Here is a 20,104-nt window from a genome sequence, read left to right as displayed (position 1 = left end):
TAGGCGCGGAATTGCCATCTTGATCCGGTTTGATCCCTATTCCGGAGAAGCAAGAGGGGTAAAGCCGCCGCCCGGCACTGCCGCTGCAATCGGGCTTTCGCTGCCATCGGGAGCTATCGCATTCACGCCGAGAATCCAGTCGTCACCGCGCAGCCCGTCCAGTTTAACGCTCGTCGCGGCGGTTTTTGCGACCATCGGCTGCGATTCCCACTCACCCGCATCGGTGCGGCGGCGCCAAACGGAATAGGCGACGGCGCCGTCAACCGGCTTCCAGGTCACGTCGGTCCAGGTCTTCACGGCGGCATCGGCGGTGGGAGCAGGCGGCATCGGCGCCTTGGCCAGCGCGGCCAGTGCAGCGATGTTGAGGCGCGTCACCCGGGCAAGGTAGGGGAAGTCCATCTCGTCGATGGTATCGCCGTACTTCACCCCTTTCTCTACCCGCAGGTCCTGATGCTGGTGATCGTAATCCTCGATCGCGACCGAGAAGCGCACTGCTGGATTGCCTTGCTCCAGGAAGGGAAGCTGGTCGCCGCCCCTGCCCATGCGATCGGCGCGCCAGACTTGCCGAACTTCCAGCTTGTCCTGCACGCCGCCGGAAAGGCCGGCGATAAAGCGCGAAATGTTGCGCGAAGGGCTGTCGTTTTCACCGCCGAACCGGCGCGCATCGGCGCGGGTCTTGTCCGTGGCGTCGGCTCGCGGACCTTCGGAGAACAGGCGCACATGCGTATCGTCCACAAGGCCATCCGCGCCGCGGCTGCCGCCGACGATATCGTTGTTCAGCACGGCCTTGACCGTCCAGCCCTGCTTCTTCGCATAGTCGGCCAGCAGCTTGCCGCCATAAAGCCCCTGCTCCTCGCCCGAAAGCGCAGCGTAGACGATGGTCGTCGGGAACTTGCGCTTGGACAGTACGCGCGCGGCTTCGAGAACCAACGCCGTGCCCGAACCATCGTCGTTGGCGCCGGGCGCATCGCTCTTCACATCCATCACGTCGGTCACGCGGCTGTCGATATGCGCCTCTACGATCACGACTTCATTCGGACGCTCCGTCCCGCGCTGGATGGCGACGACATCGACCATCTTCACCGGCGTGGGGATGCGCGTTCCGCTGACCATGCTTTCGGGCATGACCACTTCCAGGCAGTTCCCGCAGGCCTTGGAGGTCTTGCGGAATTCATCCGCCGCCCACCGCCGCGCTGCGCCGATGCCGCGCTTGGGATCGGTGTCCGAGGACAGCGTGTGCCGCGTGCCGAAGGAGACCAGTTTCTCCACGTCCGCATGCATGCGCGCTTCCGAAACGTCCGCCGGCGCATCGGCCGCGCTAGCTGCGATGGGGCTGAGAATGCTGGATGAAAGCGAAAGTGCGACCAGGATCTTGTTATTCATCCGGCGCTTGTCGGGCCTCGCGCGGCGCTTGGCAAGACCCGAGGCTACACTCAGAACCGAACCGGGGCCGGGCCATAGCGATTGGGGCCCGGTGTAGAGGGCCACACGCCGAAGACGATTACGATCAGAAATGCGGCCCAGCCCATCACGCTGGCGCCGACGAACTTGGACTGGAATCCCAGGATGCCGGCAGGATCGGCCTCTGAAATCCGGCTCATCGCACCAATGATTTCATCCATTTTCGCCCAAACGAGTGCCTTGGACGCGAAGGACAGTGCCAGCGCCACCAGTGCGATCCAGCCTGGACGGTTCGAATCGTGCAGCCTGCGCATGAAGGCGGCGAGCAGGAAGAACGCAGCGATGATCGACACAACGGCGCTCAGCGTCATCGACGTGCGCATATAGCCGGCCATCTGCGCCATCATCCGCGCCTGCAGCTCAGCCTCCGAAGCGCCTTGCTGCGCCGCGCTGAAGGCGCCGCGCATCATCCCGCCCATCATCGGCATGGAGATCAGCAGGCCCGCAGCATATTGGATGATGAACAGGAAGAGGACGTAGAACCAGAAGGTCTGCCGCGCATCGCGGCCCTTGAAGTTCAGGAGGTTCGACAGGTTGTACTTGATCGATCCCAGCACGCCCTCTTCCTTTCAGTTCATCAATTGCATCGCATCAGTAGGAACGCGCCACGTAGATGCGTTCCACCGCCGGACGGCCGGTGAAGACGCAAGTGCCGGTCACCGCATCCTCGCCCAGCGGCGTGTTGCGCATGGTCAGCTTCAGCGTCTTCAGCTTCTGCACGACGGATTCCAGTTCGGCACCGGTGGGGCGCGCCCATTCGACTTCGACCCAGCCCGGATAGCGCTTGTCGTCCGAGAAGAACGCCGTGAGTTCGTCAAAGCTGCCCAGGCGGGTGACATTGGCGTCGCGGCGGTTCCTGGCCTCTGCGTAAAGCGACGCCTGGAAGTCCTCGATCTCGGCAGCGGCGCGGGCGATGAAATCGTCCTTCGCCATGCCGACGAAGTTGGCCTTGGCCGCATCGTTCCACAGCTTGTCGCGGCGCAGCATCGAAATCTGGCCACCCGCAGCATCGCGGCCGCCGATTTCGAGGATGAGGGGCACGCCCTTCTTCACCCAGGCCCAGCGCTTCTGCGTGGCCTTGCCAGGACGCTTGTCGAGCAGGACACGGACGGATTCGCCGAGCGCCGACTGCTTGATCAGCGCCTTACGCAGTTCCTCACAGTAAGCGAGCAGCGCTTCGTCCTCGTTGTTTTCGCGCAGCATAGGCAGGATCACGATCTGGTGCGGCGCCACCATCGGCGGTACGCGCAGGCCATCATCGTCGCCATGGACCATGATCATGCCGCCCACCATGCGAGTGGACGTGCCCCAGCTGGTGGTATGGGCGTACTGCTGCGTGCCTTCCTTGTCCTGGTACTGGATGCCGGAAGCCTTGGCGAAGCCGGTGCCGAGGTAGTGCGAGGTGCCGGCCTGCAGCGCCTTGCCATCCTGCATCATGGCTTCGATCGAATACGTCGCGACGGCACCGGGGAAGCGTTCGTTCTCCGGCTTCTCACCCGCGATCACCGGCATGGCCAGCTCGGTCTCGGCAAAGTCGCGATACATTTCGAGCGCGCGCAGCGTCTCTTCCAGCGCATCCTCGCGATTGGCGTGGGCGGTGTGGCCTTCCTGCCAGAGGAACTCGCTGGTGCGCAGGAACATGCGCGTGCGCATTTCCCAACGCACGACATTGGCCCACTGGTTCACCATCAGCGGCAGGTCGCGCCAGGACTGGACCCAGCGCGCCATGGCGGCGCCGATCACCGTTTCCGACGTGGGGCGGACGATCAGCGGCTCTTCCAGCTTGGCTTCGGGATCGGGCACGAGGCCACCCTTCCCGTCACCGATCAGGCGGTGATGGGTGACGACCGCCATTTCCTTGGCGAAGCCCTCAACGTGCTCGGCTTCCTTGGAAAAGAACGAAAGCGGGATGAACAGCGGGAAATAGCAATTGGTAACGCCCGCTTCCTTGATGCGGTCATCCATCAGGCGCTGGATGCGTTCCCATATGCCGTAGCCCCATGGCTTGATGACCATGCACCCGCGAACACCGGATTCCTCAGCCATTTCAGCTTCGGAAATCACTTCCTGGTACCACTGGGCGAAATCGTCCTCGCGCTTGACGGAGAGGGCGTGGCGAATGGCGGACACTGGGGCTCTTCCTGCTTGCATCGATGCGGGCGGACCATCCGCCGCATTCGGGCCCGTCACGCCGGAAATCACCAGCGCATCGGGCCCTTGCGCAGACCCTTATTTGCCCAGCGCGTCAAGCCTCTTCTGGATTTCCGCCATCTGATCGCGCAGTGCGGAAAGGTCGCTCTTGTCTTCGGCGGCCGGCGCCTTGGGCTCCGGCTTCTCGGCGCCGGGCATGAAGGCGGCGGCGGCAGCCTTGAACATAGCCATGTTCTGTTCGGCCAGCTTCGCCAGCGGATTGTTGCCCAGGCTATCCTCGAAAGCCTTGTGCAGCTTGGTCTGGTTGGCGCGGAAATTGTCCATCGACGCTTCGAGGTAGTGCGGCACCAGCGACTGCATCGAATTGCCGTACATGCTGATCAGTTCGCGCAGGAAGTTGACCGGAAGCATCTGCTCTCCGTTCGATTCCTCTTCCATGATGATCTGCGTCAGGATCGTATGCGTGATGTCGGTGCCGGTCTTGGCGTCGAGAACCTTGTAGTTGATTCCCTCGCGCGTCATGTGGGCAAGATGGTCGAGCGTGATATAGCTCGACGAACGCGTGTTATAGAGCCGTCGGTTGGCGTATTTTTTGATTATTACGGTATCGTCTTCGTGCGAACCCGTTTCTGGCATAACCTATCCCCAACGTTGATGGGCCAACCCCCAATCGCTTTAGCCCAATCCCTTTAGAGCGCCACGATACCACCCAGCGTTGTCGCAACGCAACACAATTTGCTGCGCAGCAAAATCGGGATAAACCGGCCTCAGCGGCCGAAACGGCGGCCGAGGGAGGTCAGCAGTTCGTATTGCGACAACCCCGATGTCACTGCAGCTTCCGGCAAGGCATATTCGGCCGCGACCCAATCGCCTTCGCGGATTTCCGGCGCGGCGGAAAGGTCGATCACGGACATGTCCATGCTCACCCGGCCAAGTACGGGCAAGCGAACGCCGGCGGCATGGAAGACGCCCTTGCCCGACCAGCAGCGAAGGTAACCGTCCGCATAGCCGATCGCGATCGTGCCTACCCGCATGGCATGGGGCGCGGTGAACGTGGCATTGTAGCCCACCGTTTCGCCGGCGGCGACGTCGCGCACTTGCAGCACGGCCGCCTGCGGGCGGGCGACCTGGCGTAGCAATGGCGCCATCTCAGCGCGCGGAATGCCCCCGTAGAGCGCGATGCCGGGGCGCGTAAGGTCGCCATGATAGTCCGGCCCCAGCGCAATCCCGCCGCTATTGGCAAGGCTGGCGCGGGCATGACGCACCGCGCCCCGCGCCTCGTTCCAGCGCCGGCACTGGCGCGCGTTGAGGTCGGTTTCTTCTTCGGAGGAGACGAGGTGCGACAGCAGCACATCGATATCGAGCGCCTGCACCGCCTCCTCGCCAAGTTCGGCAAGCGTTACGCCCAGCCGGTTCATTCCGGTGTCGACCATCAGGTGGCAACGCCCGCCACCCGCCGCCGTCCAGCGCTGCACTTGTGCGAGGGAGTTCAGCACCGGCACCACGCCCGAAGCGCGGGCGAATGCCACGTCGCCGTCGCTCAGGGGGCCGTGCAGCACCGCGATGCTGGTGGGATCGGCAAGGTCCGCCAGTTCGGCGGCTTCCGCCCAATGGGCGACGAAGAAATCCCGGCAGCCAGCCTCGTGCAGCAACGGCACGACCTGCCGCGCACCAAGGCCATAGGCATTGGCCTTTACCGCCGCGCCGGCCCGCGCCGCACCCGAAAGCCGGTCAAGCGCGCGCCAATTGGCGGCGATCGCATCGCGGTCGATGTCGAGACGGAGGGCAGGCGCAGGAAATTCAGGAAGCATCATCACCATAGTCACGCGGGGGGCCTCCCCGCAGCCCCCAGAGCGAGACCACGAGGGCAAGTGCGACCACCCCCCAGGTATACCAGAGGCCCTGGTAAGGATTGCCGCTGCTGGCGACCATGTAGCTGGAAATCAGCGGAAGGAAACCGCCAAAGTAGCCCGTGCCGATATGATAGGGGATCGACATCGAGCTATAGCGGATGCGCGGAGGAAACATTTCCGACAGCAGCGCCGCCACCGGCCCATAAGTCGCGCCCGATAGCGCCATGAGCAATATGAGCACGCAGCCGATGACCAATGCCGTGCCGATGGTGGGGCGAACTTTGGCAAAGTCGTACCCCGCCTGCCCCAGCCAATGCTGCAGCATCTTGTTTCGCGCCGCCTTGTCCTTCCACGGATAGGTTTCCATCGGAAGCACGCGCTGGCCGACCTTCAGGATCAACTCGGGAGCGGCCGTAACCCGGTAGGAAACGCCCGCCCCTGCCAGATCGCCCAGCAGGATCCCGCAGTGGGTTTCCTGCTCGGTGCGGAACGGATTGTAGCGGCAATCCGGCCCCGCCACGACCACCGGGGCCTGCTCCGCCGCGTTGGCAAGGCCAGGATTGGCGTAGTTGCCGATCACCCAGAACGCCGGAAACAGCAGGAGCAAGGTCAGCATGTAGCCCAGGACGATGGGCTGCTTGCGCCCCACCCGGTCCGACAGGCTGCCGAAGATCACAAAGAACGCCATCCCGATTGCCGCAGAGATGCCGACGATAATCTCGGCCGCGGCATCCTCCATCCGCATCGCTCCTTTCAGGAACGTGAGCGCGGAAAACATCGCGGTGTACCAGATCACCGTCAGGCCGGCAGCGATGCCGAACAGGGCGATGAAGATGCGCTTTGGATTACCCGGGTATGTGAAGCTTTCCTTGAACGGATTGCCGGAAATCTCGCCCTCTTCACGCATTGCCTTGAAAACCGGGCTCTCGGAAAGCTTCAGCCGCATCCACAGGGAAACGCCAAGTAGCACGATCGACAGCACGAAAGGCATGCGCCAGCCCCACGCCTCCCAAACCGCCGTGCTCATCACCGCCTTGCAGCTCAACACGACGATGAGGCTGAGCACGAAGCCACCAACGACGCTGGCCTGGATGAAGCCGGTGTGGAAGCCGCGCCGGTGCGGGGGCGAATGTTCCGAAACGTAGATCGCCGCGCCGCCATACTCGCCGCCAAGCGCAAGCCCCTGCAGGACGCGCAGCAGCAGCACGATGGCCGGCGCGGCCATGCCGATGCTTGCGGCGGATGGAGTCAGACCAACCCCGGCGGTGGCGATGCCCATAAGGGTGACGGTGACAAGGAACGTGTACTTGCGCCCCAGCCTGTCCCCCAGGAACCCGAACAGGACAGCCCCCAGTGGCCGGAACCCGAAGCCCACTGCAAATCCCGCCCAGACCAGCAGCGTTTCCAGAGTGACGTTGCCGGAGGGGAAGAATGTCTTGCCGATGATGGCGGCAAGCGTGCCGTAGATGAAGAAGTCGTACCACTCGAACACCGTGCCCATCGACGAGGCGGCGATCACCAGCCTGATGTCGGACGCGCTCGGTTCCAGAGCCTGCGAATGCTGCGCGGCTTGTGCCATTCGATCCCCCCGAAGCCCCCTCTCCAGGGGCTGACCCCATTTCTCTAGCGCTTAGCCCCCTCGCCGGAAAGCGCCGAAAGCGCAGCCTTCCACGGCAGCATTACAGCGCCGTGGCGGGCCGGATAATCGCGCGCCGCAGCAATCTGCGAAAGGCCGGGCCAGTCCGGCAACGGCGCTTCTTCGCCAAGCCAACGCGTAATCGCCTGCGCGGCGGCGGCAAGCTCCGCCTGTGTACGGCCCTGCGCGGCATCGGCAAAGATCGCAGCGGCGGCCTGCCCGATGGCGCAGGCCTGGCTGCGCACCCCGATCTTCGTCACCCTGCCCTCACCGTCCAGTGCGAGACCCAATGCGATCGTGCTGCCACAACTGGGGGAGCGTGCCTCGGCCCTGAACGGCAGATCGCCATCCCAGCCATGGGCCGCCAGCTTTACGGCAAGGCCCAGCACTTCGGGCGTGTAGAGAACGGTGGTGGACATCGGCCCGCTCAGGCCCCGCTGTCCTGCGCCGCTTCGGCCGCGTGAGCCTCACGCCGACGCTCGGCCAGCATCTTCACCAGCGCTTCGCTGCTGGCATTGATGAAGGAGTAAGTGCGCGCCTGCCGAATCCAGTCGGGCCGGCCGGCCGCGCCCCAGATGGTGTCATAACCAAGCACTAGGATCGAGAAGCCCAGCACCGCGATCAGAACGCCCTTCACCGCACCGAAGCCGAAGCCCAGCACCCGGTCTATGGGGCCCAGCAGCGAGGCGCGGCTTGCCCGCCCTGCCCAGTTGGCCACCAGCTTGACCGCCGCAAAAGGCACCAGCAGCAGGATCGCAAACGCCAGAACCGGCGTAGCCGATCCGTTGCCGGTATGCGGCTCAAGCCAGTGGGCGAGCGGCGTGTGCATGGTGCGGATGGCGATGACGGCAAAAACCCAGGCGCCCAGCGCAAGAATTTCCTGCACGAAGCCGCGCATGAAACCCGTGACGGCGCCGACGCCGACAATGACAAGAACTGCGATATCGAAACCGGTCATGGTATCCGCGAAATTAGAGCCTGCATGGCCGAAGAGGAAGCACCGAGACGTCCTCCGGCTATGCCGCAGGCTCTAGGCATCTGCCAGAATACGGTCAACGAGGTTGGGCAACATGGAAAGGCCCGTGAATTCCAGACCCTTTTCTGGACTGGTAGTCGCCACCGGGCCATAGGCGCGACCGAATCCCAGCTTGGCCGATTCTCGCTGTCGGATCGATGAATGGGCCACCGGGCGAATCTCACCCGCCAGCGAAACTTCGCCGAACCAGACCGTGTTCTTCTGCAAGGGGCGATCGCCCAGCGCCGAAATCAGCGCCGCCGCCACTGCAAGGTCGGCCGCCGGATCGGCCAGCCGATAACCGCCCGCGACGTTAAGATAGACTTCCGCGCTGGAGAAATTGAGCCCGCAGCGCGCTTCCAGCACGGCCAGCAACATCGCCATGCGTCCCGAATCCCAGCCCACGACCGCGCGGCGCGGCGTTGCCCCGCTTTGCAATCGCACGATCAGCGCCTGGATCTCGATCAGGACCGGCCGCGTGCCTTCCATTGCCGCGAAGACAGCGCTGCCGGCCATCGCATCCTCGCGGCCGGACAGGAACAGCATCGATGGATTGCCCACTTCGGCCAGCCCCGCACCTTCCATCGCGAAGACGCCGATCTCATCCACCGGGCCGAATCGGTTCTTCAGACTGCGAAGAATGCGGTACTGGTGGCTGCGTTCGCCCTCGAAGCTCATCACCACGTCCACCATGTGTTCCAGCACGCGGGGGCCCGCGATATTGCCGTCCTTGGTGACGTGGCCGACCAGGATCAGGGTGACGTCGTTTTCCTTGGCATAGCGGATCAGTTCGAACGCGCAGCCACGCACCTGGCTGACCGAACCCGGCGCGCCCTCAATCGTGTCCGAATGCATGGTCTGGATCGAATCGATGACCAGCAGCGTCGGCGCGTCCATCATGCCCAGCGTCGTCAGGATATCGCGAACCGAAGTGGCTGAGGCGAGCTGGATCGGTGCCTTGGACAGGCCCAACCGCTCCGCACGCAGACGCACTTGCCCAGCCGCTTCCTCGCCGCTGACGTAGACGGTGGTATTACCCGAATTGGCAATATGCGCTGCCGCCTGAAGCAGCAGAGTTGACTTGCCGATGCCTGGCTCGCCGCCCAGCAGGATTGCAGAGCCAGGAACCAGGCCGCCGCCTAGCGCGCGATCGAATTCGGCAAGGCCGCTTGCCCTGCGCTTCGGCAATTCGCCCGGTGCATCGAGCGGGGTGAACAGAATCGGACGCCCGCCTGCGGACAAGTCATGCTTCGATGAGAACACCGTTTGCGGCGCCTCTTCCGCCAGCGTGTTCCACTCGCCACAATCGGCGCACTGCCCCTGCCAACGGGTAGTGACGCCTCCACAGGCCTGACAGACATATCGACGTTTCGGCTTTGCCATGCGCCATCGATTATCTGGAACGGAATGAGAACGCAATTGCCTTTCGGCGCGATGCGCTTCAAGCTAAATCCATGCGCCAAAAGGAACTGCGGATCGCGCTCGTCTGCTACGGCGGGGTTAGCCTGGCCGTCTATATGCATGGGGTTACCAAGGAGCTGTGGAAGGCCCTGCAGGCCAGCCGTGCCTATTGGGCGGGGGACATCGAGCCCACCGGCACCACGGCAGTCTACCTCAAGCTGCTGCGCAGATTGGAAGCGGCCGGAAATCTGCGATTGCGCGTATTGTGCGATATCGTTGCCGGGGCCAGCGCGGGCGGCATCAATTCGATCTTTCTGGCGCAAGCGATCCATTCCGGACAGTCGCTGGAACCGCTGACCGATCTGTGGCTGGACGTTGCCGACGTGGACGAACTGCTCGATCCCGAGGCCCGGCCATGGTCCGGGCGCACCAAGTTCTGGGCCCAACCGATCGCAGCGTACATCCTCAACCGCCCAGGCAATGCGGTAAGCGCCAGCGTCGCGCCGGAAACCCGGCAGGAAGTGCGCGACAAACTGTCGCGCCTGATCCGTTCGCGCTGGTTCGAACCGCCATTCAGCGGCATCGGTTTCTCGCGCCTGCTCTACAAGGCCATGTCGGCGATGGGGGAGACCAGCGGCCCAGCCCTGTTGCCACTGCGCCATCCGATAGACCTGTTCGTCACCGCCACCGACTTCAAGGGGCATCTGGAAACGCTGCGGCTGCACTCGCCCGAACTGGTGCTGGAAAGCGAGCATCGACTGACATTCGGCTTTCGCGCACCAAGCGGCGCGCAGGAACTGGCGGCGCTGCCCGAACTGGTCATGGCTGCGCGCTCCACCGCGAGTTTTCCCGGGGCGTTCCCGCCACTCCAACTGGAGGAGATCGACCGGCTGGTGGCGGAAAACGGCATCGACTGGCCGGGGCGCGATGCATTCCTGCGCCGGATCATGCCCGAACATGCCGCCCGCGGCGATCTCGATTCGGTCTCGCTGATCGACGGCTCCGTTTTGGTGAACGCGCCTTTTGCCGACGCCATGCGCGTGCTCCGCAGCCGCCCGGCCACGCGTGAGGTGGATCGCCGTTTCGTCTATATCGACCCCGCGCCTGATCGCGTCGGCGCCGACTTGCGCCGCGATACACGGCCGCCGGGATTCTTCACGACGATTTTCGGATCGCTCTCGTCGATCCCACGTGAGCAACCGATTCGTGACAATCTGGAGGCGCTGGAGGAAGAATCGCGCGAAATGGCGACTCTACGCGCCATTGTGCGTGCACTGCGCCCGGAGATAGAGGAGACGGTCGGCAGCCTGTTCGGCCATACGCTGTTCCTTGACCGACCGACGCCGAAACGCCTTGCCGCCTGGCGAGCCCGGGCGCAGCAGGCCGCGTTCGAACAGGCCGGCTTTGCCTATCACGGCTATGTGCAAGTAAAGTTCACCGGCGTCGTCACCATGCTGGCGCGTCTGGTGTTCGAGGCGGCACCAGGGCTGGGTGTCGGGTCTACCGCCCCGATCGCGGAACGGCTCTATTCCTACCTCTCGGAAAACGGGATCGACCGGATGCAGCCCCTGCGCGGCGGCACCTCCCCCGGAATGGCGGCGTTCTTCCGGATGCAGGACATTGCCTTCCGCATTCGCCGCCTGCGCCTGCTCGCCCGGCGGGTGACGCAGGAATGGAGCCTGGACGGCGATGTCGACGAAAGCCAGCGTGATGCCGCGCGAGAGGCGATCTATGGCGCGCTGGCGCTGTGCATCGATGCCGAAGCGGTTTCGTTTCTGGGCCCGAAATTCACCGAACTTGCCGAAGGCGTGTTCGAGAACCCCGGCGCCCTGCTCGACCATGTGGCCGACCGGCGGAACCTGCTGGAAATCGACGCGCGCGTGGACGAGATCCTGGCCGAGATGCTCTCCACTATGCCGACCGGACTGTGCAAGCGCCTGTTGCTCGCCTACTTGGGCTATCCGTTCTACGACACCGTGACGCTGCCGCTGCTGCGCGGCGAAGGGCTGGACGAGTTCGACCCCGTCCGCGTCGACCGTATCTCGCCGGAGGATTGCCATGCGATTCGACAGGGGCCGATGCTGCGCGGCACCGAGTTTTATAATTTCGGAGCCTTCTTCAGCCGGGCATACCGTGAAAACGACTACCTATGGGGGCGTCTGCACGGGGCGGAGCGCATGATCGAGCTGCTGGCCTCCACCTTGGAAAATGAGCATGCACTGGACGAGCGTGAATTGGATAGCTTTCGACGGGAAGCGTTCCTGGCCGTTCTGGATGAGGAACAGGGCCGCCTGAATGCCGATCCGGCGCTTGTCGGGAATATCAGGGTGGAAGTCTTGCGGCGGATTTGATCGGCTGTCTTCTTGCGCCAACTCTGGCCGTTGCGAACGCAGCGAAGCCATCTAGCGCCGTTCGGCATCGCTCTGGGTTGGTTCGCGGCTCTCGCAATGGCGAAAGTGGAGACCGGATCATGCGGACTGGGTCCCGCGCCTTCCAAACGATCACGCCGTCCTCGCATGGGCGAGGACGGCGTGACGTGATTTATCGGTGAAAAACCTTGCCGGGATTACTCGGTCAGGTCGTTCCACGCTTCCTTGATGCGGTCGAAGAAGCTCTTCGAACCGGGGCATTCGTCGCCCGTCTCGGTCGACTGAAGCTCCCGCAGCAATTCCTTCTGGCGTGCGGAGAGCTTGGTCGGCGTCTCCACCGTGATCTCGATGACGAGATCGCCGCGGCCACGGCCCTGAAGCACCGGCATGCCGGCCCCACGCTTGCGAAGTTGCTTGCCTGACTGGATACCGGCCGGAATGTCGAGAGTGATGGCCTCGCCATCGATACCCGGGATATCGATCGATCCGCCCAGTGCCGCCGTGGTGAAAGTGATCGGAACGCGCGTCAGCAGCGAAGTGCCGTCACGCTCGAACACTTTGTGGCGCTTCACATGGAGGAAGATGTAGAGATCGCCCGGAGGCGCGCCGAACGGCCCAGCTTCGCCCTTGCCGGCAAGGCGGATGCGGGTGCCCGAATCGACGCCTGGCGGAATTTCCACTTCCAGCGTCTGCGGACGATCCACGCGGCCTTCGCCGCCGCAGGCGCGGCACGGCTTTTCGATGACTTCGCCGCGGCCGTGACAGGTCGGGCACGTACGCTCGACCACGAAGAAGCCCTGCTGCGCTCGCACCTTGCCGTGGCCGGCGCACATGTTGCAGGTGCGCTTGCCGGTGCCGGGTTCGGCACCGCTGCCGTGGCAGGGTTCGCAGCCCTGCGAAACCTCGATCGTGATCTCGGTGGACTTGCCGTGGAACGCCTCGTCCAGGCTGACTTCCATGTCGTAGCGCAAGTCCGCGCCGCGACGCGCCTGCTGGCGACCGCCGCCACCGCCGAAGGCGCTGCCGAAAATGGATTCGAAGATATCGCCGATGTCGCCGAATTCGGCGCCCATGCCGGGGCCGCCGCCGCCCATGCCCTGCTGGAACGCAGCATGGCCATAGCGATCGTAGGCCGCGCGCTTCTGCGGGTCCTTGAGGCAGTCGTAAGCCTCGCTGATCTGCTTGAAGCGTGACTCGCTGTCGCCGCAGCCCGGATTCTTGTCCGGATGGAAGCGCATCGCGAGGCGGCGGTAGGACGATTTGATGGTCTTGTCGTCGGCGTCGCGCTCTACTTCGAGCAGTTCGTAATAGTCGATTTCGGTAGCTGACACGTCTCGTTATTCCCCGCGTGCGACCTGGCCGCCACCGTCACATTGGGTAACGATGGCGGCCACGCTTGTCATGAGGACTGGTCAGCCCTTGTTGTTTTCGTCGACTTCCGAGAATTCGGCGTCGACAACGTCGTCATCGCCACCGGCCGGAGCGGCTTCCGGCGAAGCGGCCGAGGCCTGCTCCTTCTCGTAGATGGCCTGACCCATCTTCATCGCGACTTCGGTCAGCGCCTGCGACTTGGCGGTGATGTCGGCGGAGTCTCCACCTTCGATCGCTGCCTTGGTCGCGGCGATGGCCGCTTCGACTTCCGACTTCAGGCCGGCGTCGATCTTGTCGCCATGCTCGGCGATCTGCTGCTCGGTCGCGTGGACGAGGCTGTCGGCGTTGTTCTTGGCCTCTGCGGCCTCACGACGCTTCTTGTCCTCTTCGGCGAACTTCTCGGCATCCTTGACCATCTGGTCGATGTCGCCGTCCGACAGACCGCCAGACGCCTGGATGCGGATCTGCTGTTCCTTGCCGGTGCCTTTGTCCTTGGCGGACACGTTGACGATGCCGTTGGCGTCGATGTCGAAGGTCACTTCGATCTGCGGCACACCGCGACGCGCCGGCGGAATGCCGACGAGGTCGAACTGGCCGAGCATCTTGTTGTCCTGCGCCATCTCGCGCTCGCCCTGGAACACGCGGATGGTCACCGCCTGCTGGTTGTCCTCGGCAGTCGAGTAGACCTGGCTCTTCTTGGTCGGGATCGTCGTGTTGCGGTCGATCATCTTGGTCATGATGCCACCCAGCGTCTCGATACCCAGCGACAGCGGGGTGACGTCCAGCAGCAGCACGTCCTTGACGTCGCCCTGAAGCACGCCAGCCTGGATCGCGGCGCCCATGGCAACCACTTCGTCAGGGTTCACGCCCGTGTGCGGATCCTTGCCGAAGAAGTCCTTCACGACTTCGCGCACCTTGGGCATGCGGGTCATGCCGCCCACGAGCACGACGTCGTCGATGTCCTTGGCCGAAAGACCGGCATCGGCGATCGCCTTGCGGCAGGGTTCCAGCGTGCGCTGGATCAGGTCCGCAACCATCTTTTCAAGGTCGGCGCGGGTAACGGTTTCGACGAGGTGCAGCGGGGTGGTGGCGCCGCCTTCCATGCGCGCGGTGATGAAGGGCAGGTTGACCTCGGTCGTCGCGGTGGACGACAGTTCGATCTTCGCCTTTTCGGCCGCTTCCTTCAGACGCTGCAGGGCCAGCTTGTCGCTGCGCAGGTCCATGCCTTCCTTGGCCTTGAACTTGTCGGCCAGCCATTCGACCAGCTTGGTGTCGAAGTCTTCGCCGCCCAGGAACGTGTCGCCGTTGGTCGACTTCACTTCGAACACGCCGTCGCCGATTTCGAGGATCGAAACGTCGAAGGTGCCACCGCCAAGGTCGTAAACGGCGATGGTCTTGCCGTCCTGCTTATCGAGGCCATAGGCCAGCGCCGCGGCAGTCGGTTCGTTGATGATGCGCAGCACTTCAAGACCGGCGATCTGGCCGGCGTCCTTGGTCGCCTGGCGCTGCGCGTCGTTGAAGTAGGCGGGCACGGTGATGACGGCCTGCGTCACGGTCTCGCCGAGGTACGATTCGGCGGTTTCCTTCATCTTCTGCAGAGTAAAGGCAGAGATCTGCGACGGGCTGTAGTCTTCGCCGCCGGCCTGGACCCAGGCGTCGCCGTTCTTGCCCTTGACGATGTGGTACGGAACCAGTTCGGTGTCCTTCTTGGTCACCGGGTCGTCGAAGCGGCGGCCGATCAGGCGCTTCACCGCGAAAATCGTGTTGTCGCCGTTGGTCACGGCCTGGCGCTTTGCCGGCTGCCCGATCAGACGCTCACCATCCTTGGTGAAAGCGACGATCGAGGGCGTCGTGCGTGCGCCTTCGGAATTCTCGATGACCTTCGGCTTGCCGCCGTCCATCACGGCAACGCAGCTGTTGGTGGTGCCGAGGTCGATACCAATTACTTTTGCCATTATCCCCATTCCTCACGTCAGTGGATGACACCGCGCGGATAGCCTCCCCCTTCAAGAGGCAAGGCGGCTTGCACGGCTCGATGACGTTCAAGTCGTCGATGCGGCATATAGGTGCGGATTGTCTTGGAACAAGAGCGTTGCAATGGCATTAGGCACGCGAAATTTTCATGGCTCATCAAGCAGCCACCGGAAGGACGCCCCTGCCTTGAACAAGACTCGTTCGCTCAGCCTGATCGCCGTGGCCCTGCTGGCAACGCTTGGTGCCTGCAAGCAGCAGGCATCCTCGCCGCAAGACAGCGCCAGCAGCGCGCCCGGCACCATGTCGAGCGAGGCGGGCGCCGGCATCTCGGCCCGCGACGGCAAGCTGGTGCTTTCCCCGGTGTCGGGACGCCCCGGCGCAGCCTACTTCACGGTCCGCAACGATGGCGCCGCCCCGATCGCGCTGACCGGCGTGGAAGTGAACGGCGCCGGCAAGGCCCAGATGCATGAGACCAGCGGCGGCGCCATGAAGGCCGTCGATTCGCTGCCGATCGCTCCCGGCGCCGAACTCGAATTCGCGCCCGGCGGTCTGCACGTGATGGTGTTCGACATTTCGCCCGCGCTAAAGCCAGGGCAGACCACCGACCTGACACTGGTCTTCTCGAGCGGCGAAAAGCTGAAGATGCCGGTGATGATCGACAGCATGGGCAGCAATGGCGACGACATGGACGGCATGGGCCCAATGCCCTCCGCAACCGGCGCGGCAAATGGTCATGACGGCGCCATGGCCAACATGCCGGGAATGGGCCACTGATCGCCAACGATCGTTCGCCGCCTGCCTGCGAGGCGGGGGGCGAACGAAAATTGACGACGGGAGAGGCATCTCTCGTCGCTGAAGTCTTCGGCAATTCGATCGACTACACCGACGTCCGGCTGCGTCGGCGCAAATGGTTTCCGCTACAACCCACGAACGTCGTCATGGCACCGTGCGGACACTTGCACTTTCACCCGCGATCGCCGCTCTATCTGGACGATTTTTCGAAAGGCTCGCCGGGCCTACAAGGGCTGTTCATCCATGAAATGGTGCACGTCTGGCAGACACAGAAACGCGGACGCTGGTATCTGCCGCTGATGCGCCATCCCTTTTGCCGATACGACTACGCCCTGCGACCGGGCTGGACGCTGGAACGATACGGCATCGAGCAGCAGGCAGAGATCGTCCGCCATGCCTTCCTGCTGGCGCGGGGATGGCAAGTGCCCGGCGCGCCGTCACTGGACAGCTACCGGGCGATACTGCCGTTTGCGAACCGCGATCAGCAGTCGCGATCCCAATAGCGGTTGCCATTGCGGTCATAGCGATAGCAGCCGTCGTGCTTCTTCTGGGTAGACCCTACGGCCGCACCGGCCGCGGCGCCAACTGCGGCACCGGCAGCGGCATTACCCGCAATCGCACCGACACCGGCACCCAGCGCACCGCCGGCAAGGGCCCCCTCGCCGCCATAGTTGCTGGCACAACCGGCCATTCCAAGCGCCGTCGCTGCAACGATGGGAATCATGAACTTGCGCATCACAAATCTCCCGTTTTCAGGTTCCATGCCTGAGCAACGGGCTGCCTGCTGGGCAGGTTCCTTCAAAATGTGCAAATAATCGACGACCCGCCCCCGCTCAGCGCGCGAAGGCGTGCGGAAGGCGGGTCGCGATAGAGGATCAGTCCGGCTTCTTGGCCACGGCAACCATGGCGGGACGCAGAAGGCGGTCCTTGATCATGTAGCCTGACTGGAGTTCCTGGATGACGGTGCCCGGCTCGGCATCGGCCGAGGGAACCTCGATCATCGCCTGATGCTGGTTGGGGTCGAGCGGCAGGCCCATGGCCGCCACGCGGGTGATGCCGTGATTGCCGAAGACCTTCTCGATCTCACGGCCCGTGGCCTCGATACCGGCAACGATGCCCTTCAGCTTCTCGTCCTCGCGCAGCTCGGCGGGGATCGCCGAAAGCGCGCGCGAAAGATTGTCTGCAACCGAAAGGATGTCACGCGCAAATCCCGTTGCCGCATAGGCGCGGGTATCGGCGACGTCCTTTTCAAGGCGGCGGCGCACATTCTGCGTTTCCGCACGCGCATAAAGCGCATCCTGCTTCGCCGTTTCAAGCTCCTCGCGCAGTTTGGCGAGTTCAGGATTGTCGATCATATCCTCGGGCACACCCTTCAGTTCTTCGGCCATGGCCAATTCTTCTGTCGACTGCGTCTTTTCTTCGGTCATTATTCTATGGTTCCATCTATCCGATGAGCTTACCCAGGCTCTGGGCAGTGAAGTCCACCATGGGGACTACGCGCGCATAATTCAACCTAGTCGGACCGATAACCCCCACCACACCGACCACTCGGCCGTCCCGATCGCGATAGGGCGATGCGATCACCGACGATCCGGAAAGCGCGAAAAGCCGGTTTTCCGAACCGATGAAGATGCGCGTCGATTCCGCCTCGCGCGCGATGTCCAGCAGTTCGGCGACCGACTGCTTGTTCTCCAGGTCGTCCAGCAGCGAACGGATGCGCTCAAGGTCCGAAAGCGCGCTTTCGTCCAGCAGATTGGCCTGCCCGCGCACGATCAGCACCGGGCGGGCCATCGCATCCTCGCTCCATACAGCAAGGCCGCGCTCCACCAAGTCCCGGCTCGCAGTGTCCAGCGCGGACCGACCCGAGGCGATGTCGGCGCGCATGGACCGCGCAGCCTCGACCAGCGTGCGCCCGGCAAGATGGGCCGAAATGTAGTTCGACGCCTCTTCCAGCGCGCCCGGCGGCAGGTTCACCGGCAAGTCGAGCACGCGATTCTCCACCACGCCATCCTCACCCACCAGGACTGCCAGCGCCCTTCCGGGCCCCAGGCCGACAAGCTGAAGCTGGATCAGGCGCGGCTCGCGCTTGGGCACCATCACCACGCCGGCGGCGGAGGACATGCTGGAAAGCAACGCGCTGGTCGCCTCCAGCGCCGCCTCGATCGGCCCCGGCGCAGCGATTCGGCTTTCGATCGCCAGCCGCTCCTCCACCGTCGGCTCGGCCACCTGCATGATGCCGTCCACAAACAACCGAAGCCCCGCTTCGGTAGGCAGACGCCCTGCACTGGTATGCGGCGCGGCCAACAGTCCCAGCGATTCGAGGTCGGCGAGCACCGAACGGATGGACGCAGACGAAAGACTCACTCCGCCCGGCCCGCTCAGTGCCTTGGACCCCACGGGCACGCCCGTCGCCAGATAACCCTCCACCACAAGACGGAAGATTTCCCTGGCACGGGAGGTCAATTCGGTGATCGGCGGACTGGGCATCTCTCTTACAATTTAGGCAATGCCCTTGCAGCCTCAAGCCTATTCCGCCTAGGGGCCTCTGGTAATCCACGATCCGACTTCGACCAGGGGAATATTCATGCGACCTTCCGGCCGTGCGCCCGACGAGATGCGCGCTATCGAGATCCAGACCGGTTTCACCAAGCACGCCGAGGGATCGGTGCTGATTTCCTTCGGCGATACGCGCGTGCTGGTCACCGCCTCCGTCGAGGAAAAGGTGCCGCCGTTCCTGCGCGGCAAGGGTGAAGGCTGGGTGACCGCCGAATACTCGATGTTGCCCCGCGCCACCCACACGCGCGGTTCGCGTGAAGCCGCCAAGGGCAAGCAGTCTGGCCGCACGCAGGAAATCCAGCGCCTGATCGGCCGCTCGCTCCGCTCCGTGGTCGACATGAAGAAGCTGGGCGAGCGCCAGATCGTGCTCGACTGCGACGTGATCCAGGCCGACGGCGGCACCCGCACCGCCTCGATCTCCGGCGCCTGGGTGGCGCTGCGCCTGGCCGTCGACAAGCTGATGGCCGAAGGCAAGATCAAGGAAGACCCGATCCAGGGCCGTGTCGCCGCGATCTCCTGCGGGATTTGCGAGGGCACCCCGGTGCTCGACCTCGACTATATCGAAGACAGCTCGGCCGACGCCGACGCCAACTTCGTGCTGATCGAAGGCGGCAAGATCGCCGAGGCGCAGGCTACCGCCGAAGGCGCGACGTATGACGAGGAAGGCCTGCTCCGCCTCCTGCGCCTTGCCCGCATCGGCTGCGATCGCATCTTCGCAGAACAAGCCAAGGCCGTCGGCCGCTAATCGGCATAGCACTGCCCCCCAATCCGCCGTCGCCCCCGCGCAGGCGGGGCCCCGCTTCCTTCTCTCTAGGCCGCAAGAAAGCGGGATCCCCGCCTTCGCGGGGATGACGAGGGAAGGCGGGGCGGATCAGCGGACAAGAGGACATCATGACCCGCAAGCTCGGTAACACCCGCCTCGTCATCGCCACGCACAATGCGGGCAAGCTGAAGGAAATCTCGGCCCTGCTCGCGCCTTACGGCATCGATTGCGTGTCGGCCGGCGAACTCGGCCTGCCCGAGCCTGACGAGACCGGCACCACGTTCGTCGAAAACGCGCTGCTGAAGGCGCATGCCGCTGCCAAGGCCGCCAATCTGCCGGCGCTGGCCGATGACAGCGGGCTTTCCGTGGTCGCGCTGGACGGACGCCCCGGCGTCTACACGGCGGACTGGGCCGAGCGGCAGTGGTTCGAAGGCCCAGAGGGGCGCGACTGGTTCATGGCCATGGGCAAGGTCGAAGGCCTGCTGTGCGAACAGGGCGAGGATGTGGACCGGTCCTGCTGGTTCTCCTGCGTGCTGGCTATCGCTTGGCCGGATGGCGAGGAAGCCGTCTACGAGGGCCGCGCGAACGGCACGTTCTCCTGGCCGCCGCGCGGCAAGATGGGCTTCGGCTACGACCCCGTCTTCGTGCCCGATGGTCGCGACATGACTTACGCGCAGATCCCGCCCGAGGAAAAGCACGAGATCAGCCACCGCGCCGACGCTTTCGCCAAGCTGGTCGCGGAGCAGTTCGCAGGCTAATCTC

At 64.0% G+C, this 20,104-nt stretch carries 19 protein-coding genes; 5 read left to right on the top strand and 14 right to left on the bottom strand.

Translation table 11 applies throughout. The annotated features are described in order from the left end of the window. Nucleotides 1-36: 36 nt before the first annotated feature. The 9 genes from WBP07_RS06045 to radA all read right to left on the bottom strand — a co-directional run bounded on the left by WBP07_RS06045 (nucleotide 37) and on the right by radA (nucleotide 9,499). Nucleotides 37-1,383, bottom strand: a complete 1,347-nt coding sequence (locus WBP07_RS06045) for a M28 family peptidase (RefSeq protein ID WP_395394879.1) — start codon at nucleotides 1,381-1,383, stop codon at nucleotides 37-39. A 50-nt stretch (nucleotides 1,384-1,433) separates the two neighbouring features. Beyond that, nucleotides 1,434-2,018, bottom strand: coding sequence for a DUF805 domain-containing protein (locus tag WBP07_RS06040; protein ID WP_395394877.1), 585 nt, complete (start codon nucleotides 2,016-2,018; stop codon nucleotides 1,434-1,436). 34 nt (nucleotides 2,019-2,052) lie between these two features. Next, nucleotides 2,053-3,612 carry a proline--tRNA ligase gene (proS, locus tag WBP07_RS06035; protein ID WP_395394876.1) on the bottom strand — a complete coding sequence of 520 codons (1,560 nt, stop codon included), beginning with the start codon at nucleotides 3,610-3,612 and terminating at the stop codon, nucleotides 2,053-2,055. Between the two features lie 78 nt (nucleotides 3,613-3,690). Beyond that, nucleotides 3,691-4,248, bottom strand: coding sequence for a polyhydroxyalkanoate synthesis repressor PhaR (gene phaR, locus WBP07_RS06030; RefSeq protein WP_395394874.1), 558 nt, complete (start codon nucleotides 4,246-4,248; stop codon nucleotides 3,691-3,693). 131 nt (nucleotides 4,249-4,379) lie between these two features. After that, entirely contained in the window at nucleotides 4,380-5,423 is a 1,044-nt protein-coding gene (gene alr, locus WBP07_RS06025) for an alanine racemase (RefSeq protein ID WP_395395733.1), read from the bottom strand. Beyond that, nucleotides 5,413-7,044, bottom strand: coding sequence for an MFS transporter (locus tag WBP07_RS06020; protein WP_395394873.1), 1,632 nt, complete (start codon nucleotides 7,042-7,044; stop codon nucleotides 5,413-5,415). The genes alr and WBP07_RS06020 overlap by 11 nt, the downstream gene beginning before the upstream one ends. Before the next feature lie 44 nt (nucleotides 7,045-7,088). Beyond that, entirely contained in the window at nucleotides 7,089-7,520 is a 432-nt protein-coding gene (locus tag WBP07_RS06015) for an iron-sulfur cluster assembly scaffold protein (protein WP_395394871.1), read from the bottom strand. An 8-nt stretch (nucleotides 7,521-7,528) separates the two neighbouring features. Continuing rightward, nucleotides 7,529-8,059: a CvpA family protein gene (locus WBP07_RS06010; protein ID WP_395394870.1), complete on the bottom strand. Its 531-nt coding sequence runs from the start codon at nucleotides 8,057-8,059 to the stop codon at nucleotides 7,529-7,531. Nucleotides 8,060-8,131: 72 nt separating this feature from the next. Next, nucleotides 8,132-9,499 (bottom strand): DNA repair protein RadA, encoded by a 1,368-nt coding sequence (radA, locus tag WBP07_RS06005; protein WP_395394869.1) that lies wholly within the window; start codon nucleotides 9,497-9,499, stop codon nucleotides 8,132-8,134. Between the two features lie 71 nt (nucleotides 9,500-9,570). Between radA and WBP07_RS06000 the strand changes: the two genes are divergently transcribed. Further along, nucleotides 9,571-11,868, top strand: a complete 2,298-nt coding sequence (locus WBP07_RS06000) for a patatin-like protein (RefSeq protein ID WP_395394867.1) — start codon at nucleotides 9,571-9,573, stop codon at nucleotides 11,866-11,868. Between the two features lie 215 nt (nucleotides 11,869-12,083). On the opposite strand, the gene dnaJ is transcribed toward WBP07_RS06000, so the two are convergent. Together dnaJ and dnaK are read right to left on the bottom strand one after the other, a co-directional pair. Beyond that, nucleotides 12,084-13,217 carry a molecular chaperone DnaJ gene (dnaJ, locus tag WBP07_RS05995; RefSeq protein WP_395394866.1) on the bottom strand — a complete coding sequence of 378 codons (1,134 nt, stop codon included), beginning with the start codon at nucleotides 13,215-13,217 and terminating at the stop codon, nucleotides 12,084-12,086. 81 nt (nucleotides 13,218-13,298) lie between these two features. After that, nucleotides 13,299-15,212 (bottom strand): molecular chaperone DnaK, encoded by a 1,914-nt coding sequence (gene dnaK / locus WBP07_RS05990; RefSeq protein WP_395394864.1) that lies wholly within the window; start codon nucleotides 15,210-15,212, stop codon nucleotides 13,299-13,301. Between the two features lie 205 nt (nucleotides 15,213-15,417). On the opposite strand from dnaK, the gene WBP07_RS05985 reads away from it, so the two are divergent. Together WBP07_RS05985 and WBP07_RS05980 are read left to right on the top strand one after the other, a co-directional pair. Continuing rightward, the gene (locus WBP07_RS05985) at nucleotides 15,418-16,005 is read left to right on the top strand and encodes a copper chaperone PCu(A)C (RefSeq protein WP_395394862.1); all 588 of its coding nucleotides are present in this window, start codon (nucleotides 15,418-15,420) and stop codon (nucleotides 16,003-16,005) included. Between the two features lie 50 nt (nucleotides 16,006-16,055). Beyond that, complete coding sequence (locus tag WBP07_RS05980; RefSeq protein WP_395394860.1) at nucleotides 16,056-16,526, top strand: vgr related protein; 471 nt, start codon at nucleotides 16,056-16,058, stop codon at nucleotides 16,524-16,526. Here the strand turns inward: WBP07_RS05980 and WBP07_RS05975 are convergent. The 3 genes from WBP07_RS05975 to hrcA all read right to left on the bottom strand — a co-directional run bounded on the left by WBP07_RS05975 (nucleotide 16,505) and on the right by hrcA (nucleotide 18,510). Then, nucleotides 16,505-16,759, bottom strand: a complete 255-nt coding sequence (locus WBP07_RS05975; protein ID WP_395394858.1) for a hypothetical protein — start codon at nucleotides 16,757-16,759, stop codon at nucleotides 16,505-16,507. The genes WBP07_RS05980 and WBP07_RS05975 overlap by 22 nt on opposite strands. Before the next feature lie 139 nt (nucleotides 16,760-16,898). Next, nucleotides 16,899-17,450 (bottom strand): nucleotide exchange factor GrpE, encoded by a 552-nt coding sequence (gene grpE, locus WBP07_RS05970; protein WP_395394856.1) that lies wholly within the window; start codon nucleotides 17,448-17,450, stop codon nucleotides 16,899-16,901. 16 nt (nucleotides 17,451-17,466) lie between these two features. Next, on the bottom strand, nucleotides 17,467-18,510 hold the full coding sequence (gene hrcA, locus WBP07_RS05965; RefSeq protein WP_395394854.1) for a heat-inducible transcriptional repressor HrcA: 1,044 nt from the start codon (nucleotides 18,508-18,510) through the stop codon (nucleotides 17,467-17,469). 97 nt (nucleotides 18,511-18,607) lie between these two features. Here hrcA and rph point away from each other — a divergent pair, with 97 nt between their 5' ends. Beyond that, entirely contained in the window at nucleotides 18,608-19,324 is a 717-nt protein-coding gene (rph, locus tag WBP07_RS05960) for a ribonuclease PH (RefSeq protein WP_395394852.1), read from the top strand. Nucleotides 19,325-19,470: 146 nt separating this feature from the next. Further along, nucleotides 19,471-20,100, top strand: a complete 630-nt coding sequence (gene rdgB / locus WBP07_RS05955) for an RdgB/HAM1 family non-canonical purine NTP pyrophosphatase (protein ID WP_395394850.1) — start codon at nucleotides 19,471-19,473, stop codon at nucleotides 20,098-20,100. Nucleotides 20,101-20,104 lie beyond the last annotated feature (4 nt).

Source organism: Novosphingobium oxfordense, assembly GCF_044029435.1.
In the GTDB taxonomy this organism is placed as follows: Bacteria; Pseudomonadota; Alphaproteobacteria; order Sphingomonadales; family Sphingomonadaceae; genus Novosphingobium.
The sequence above is the reverse complement of the archived record's forward strand: the minus strand, read 5'-3'. Positions and strand labels throughout refer to the sequence as shown.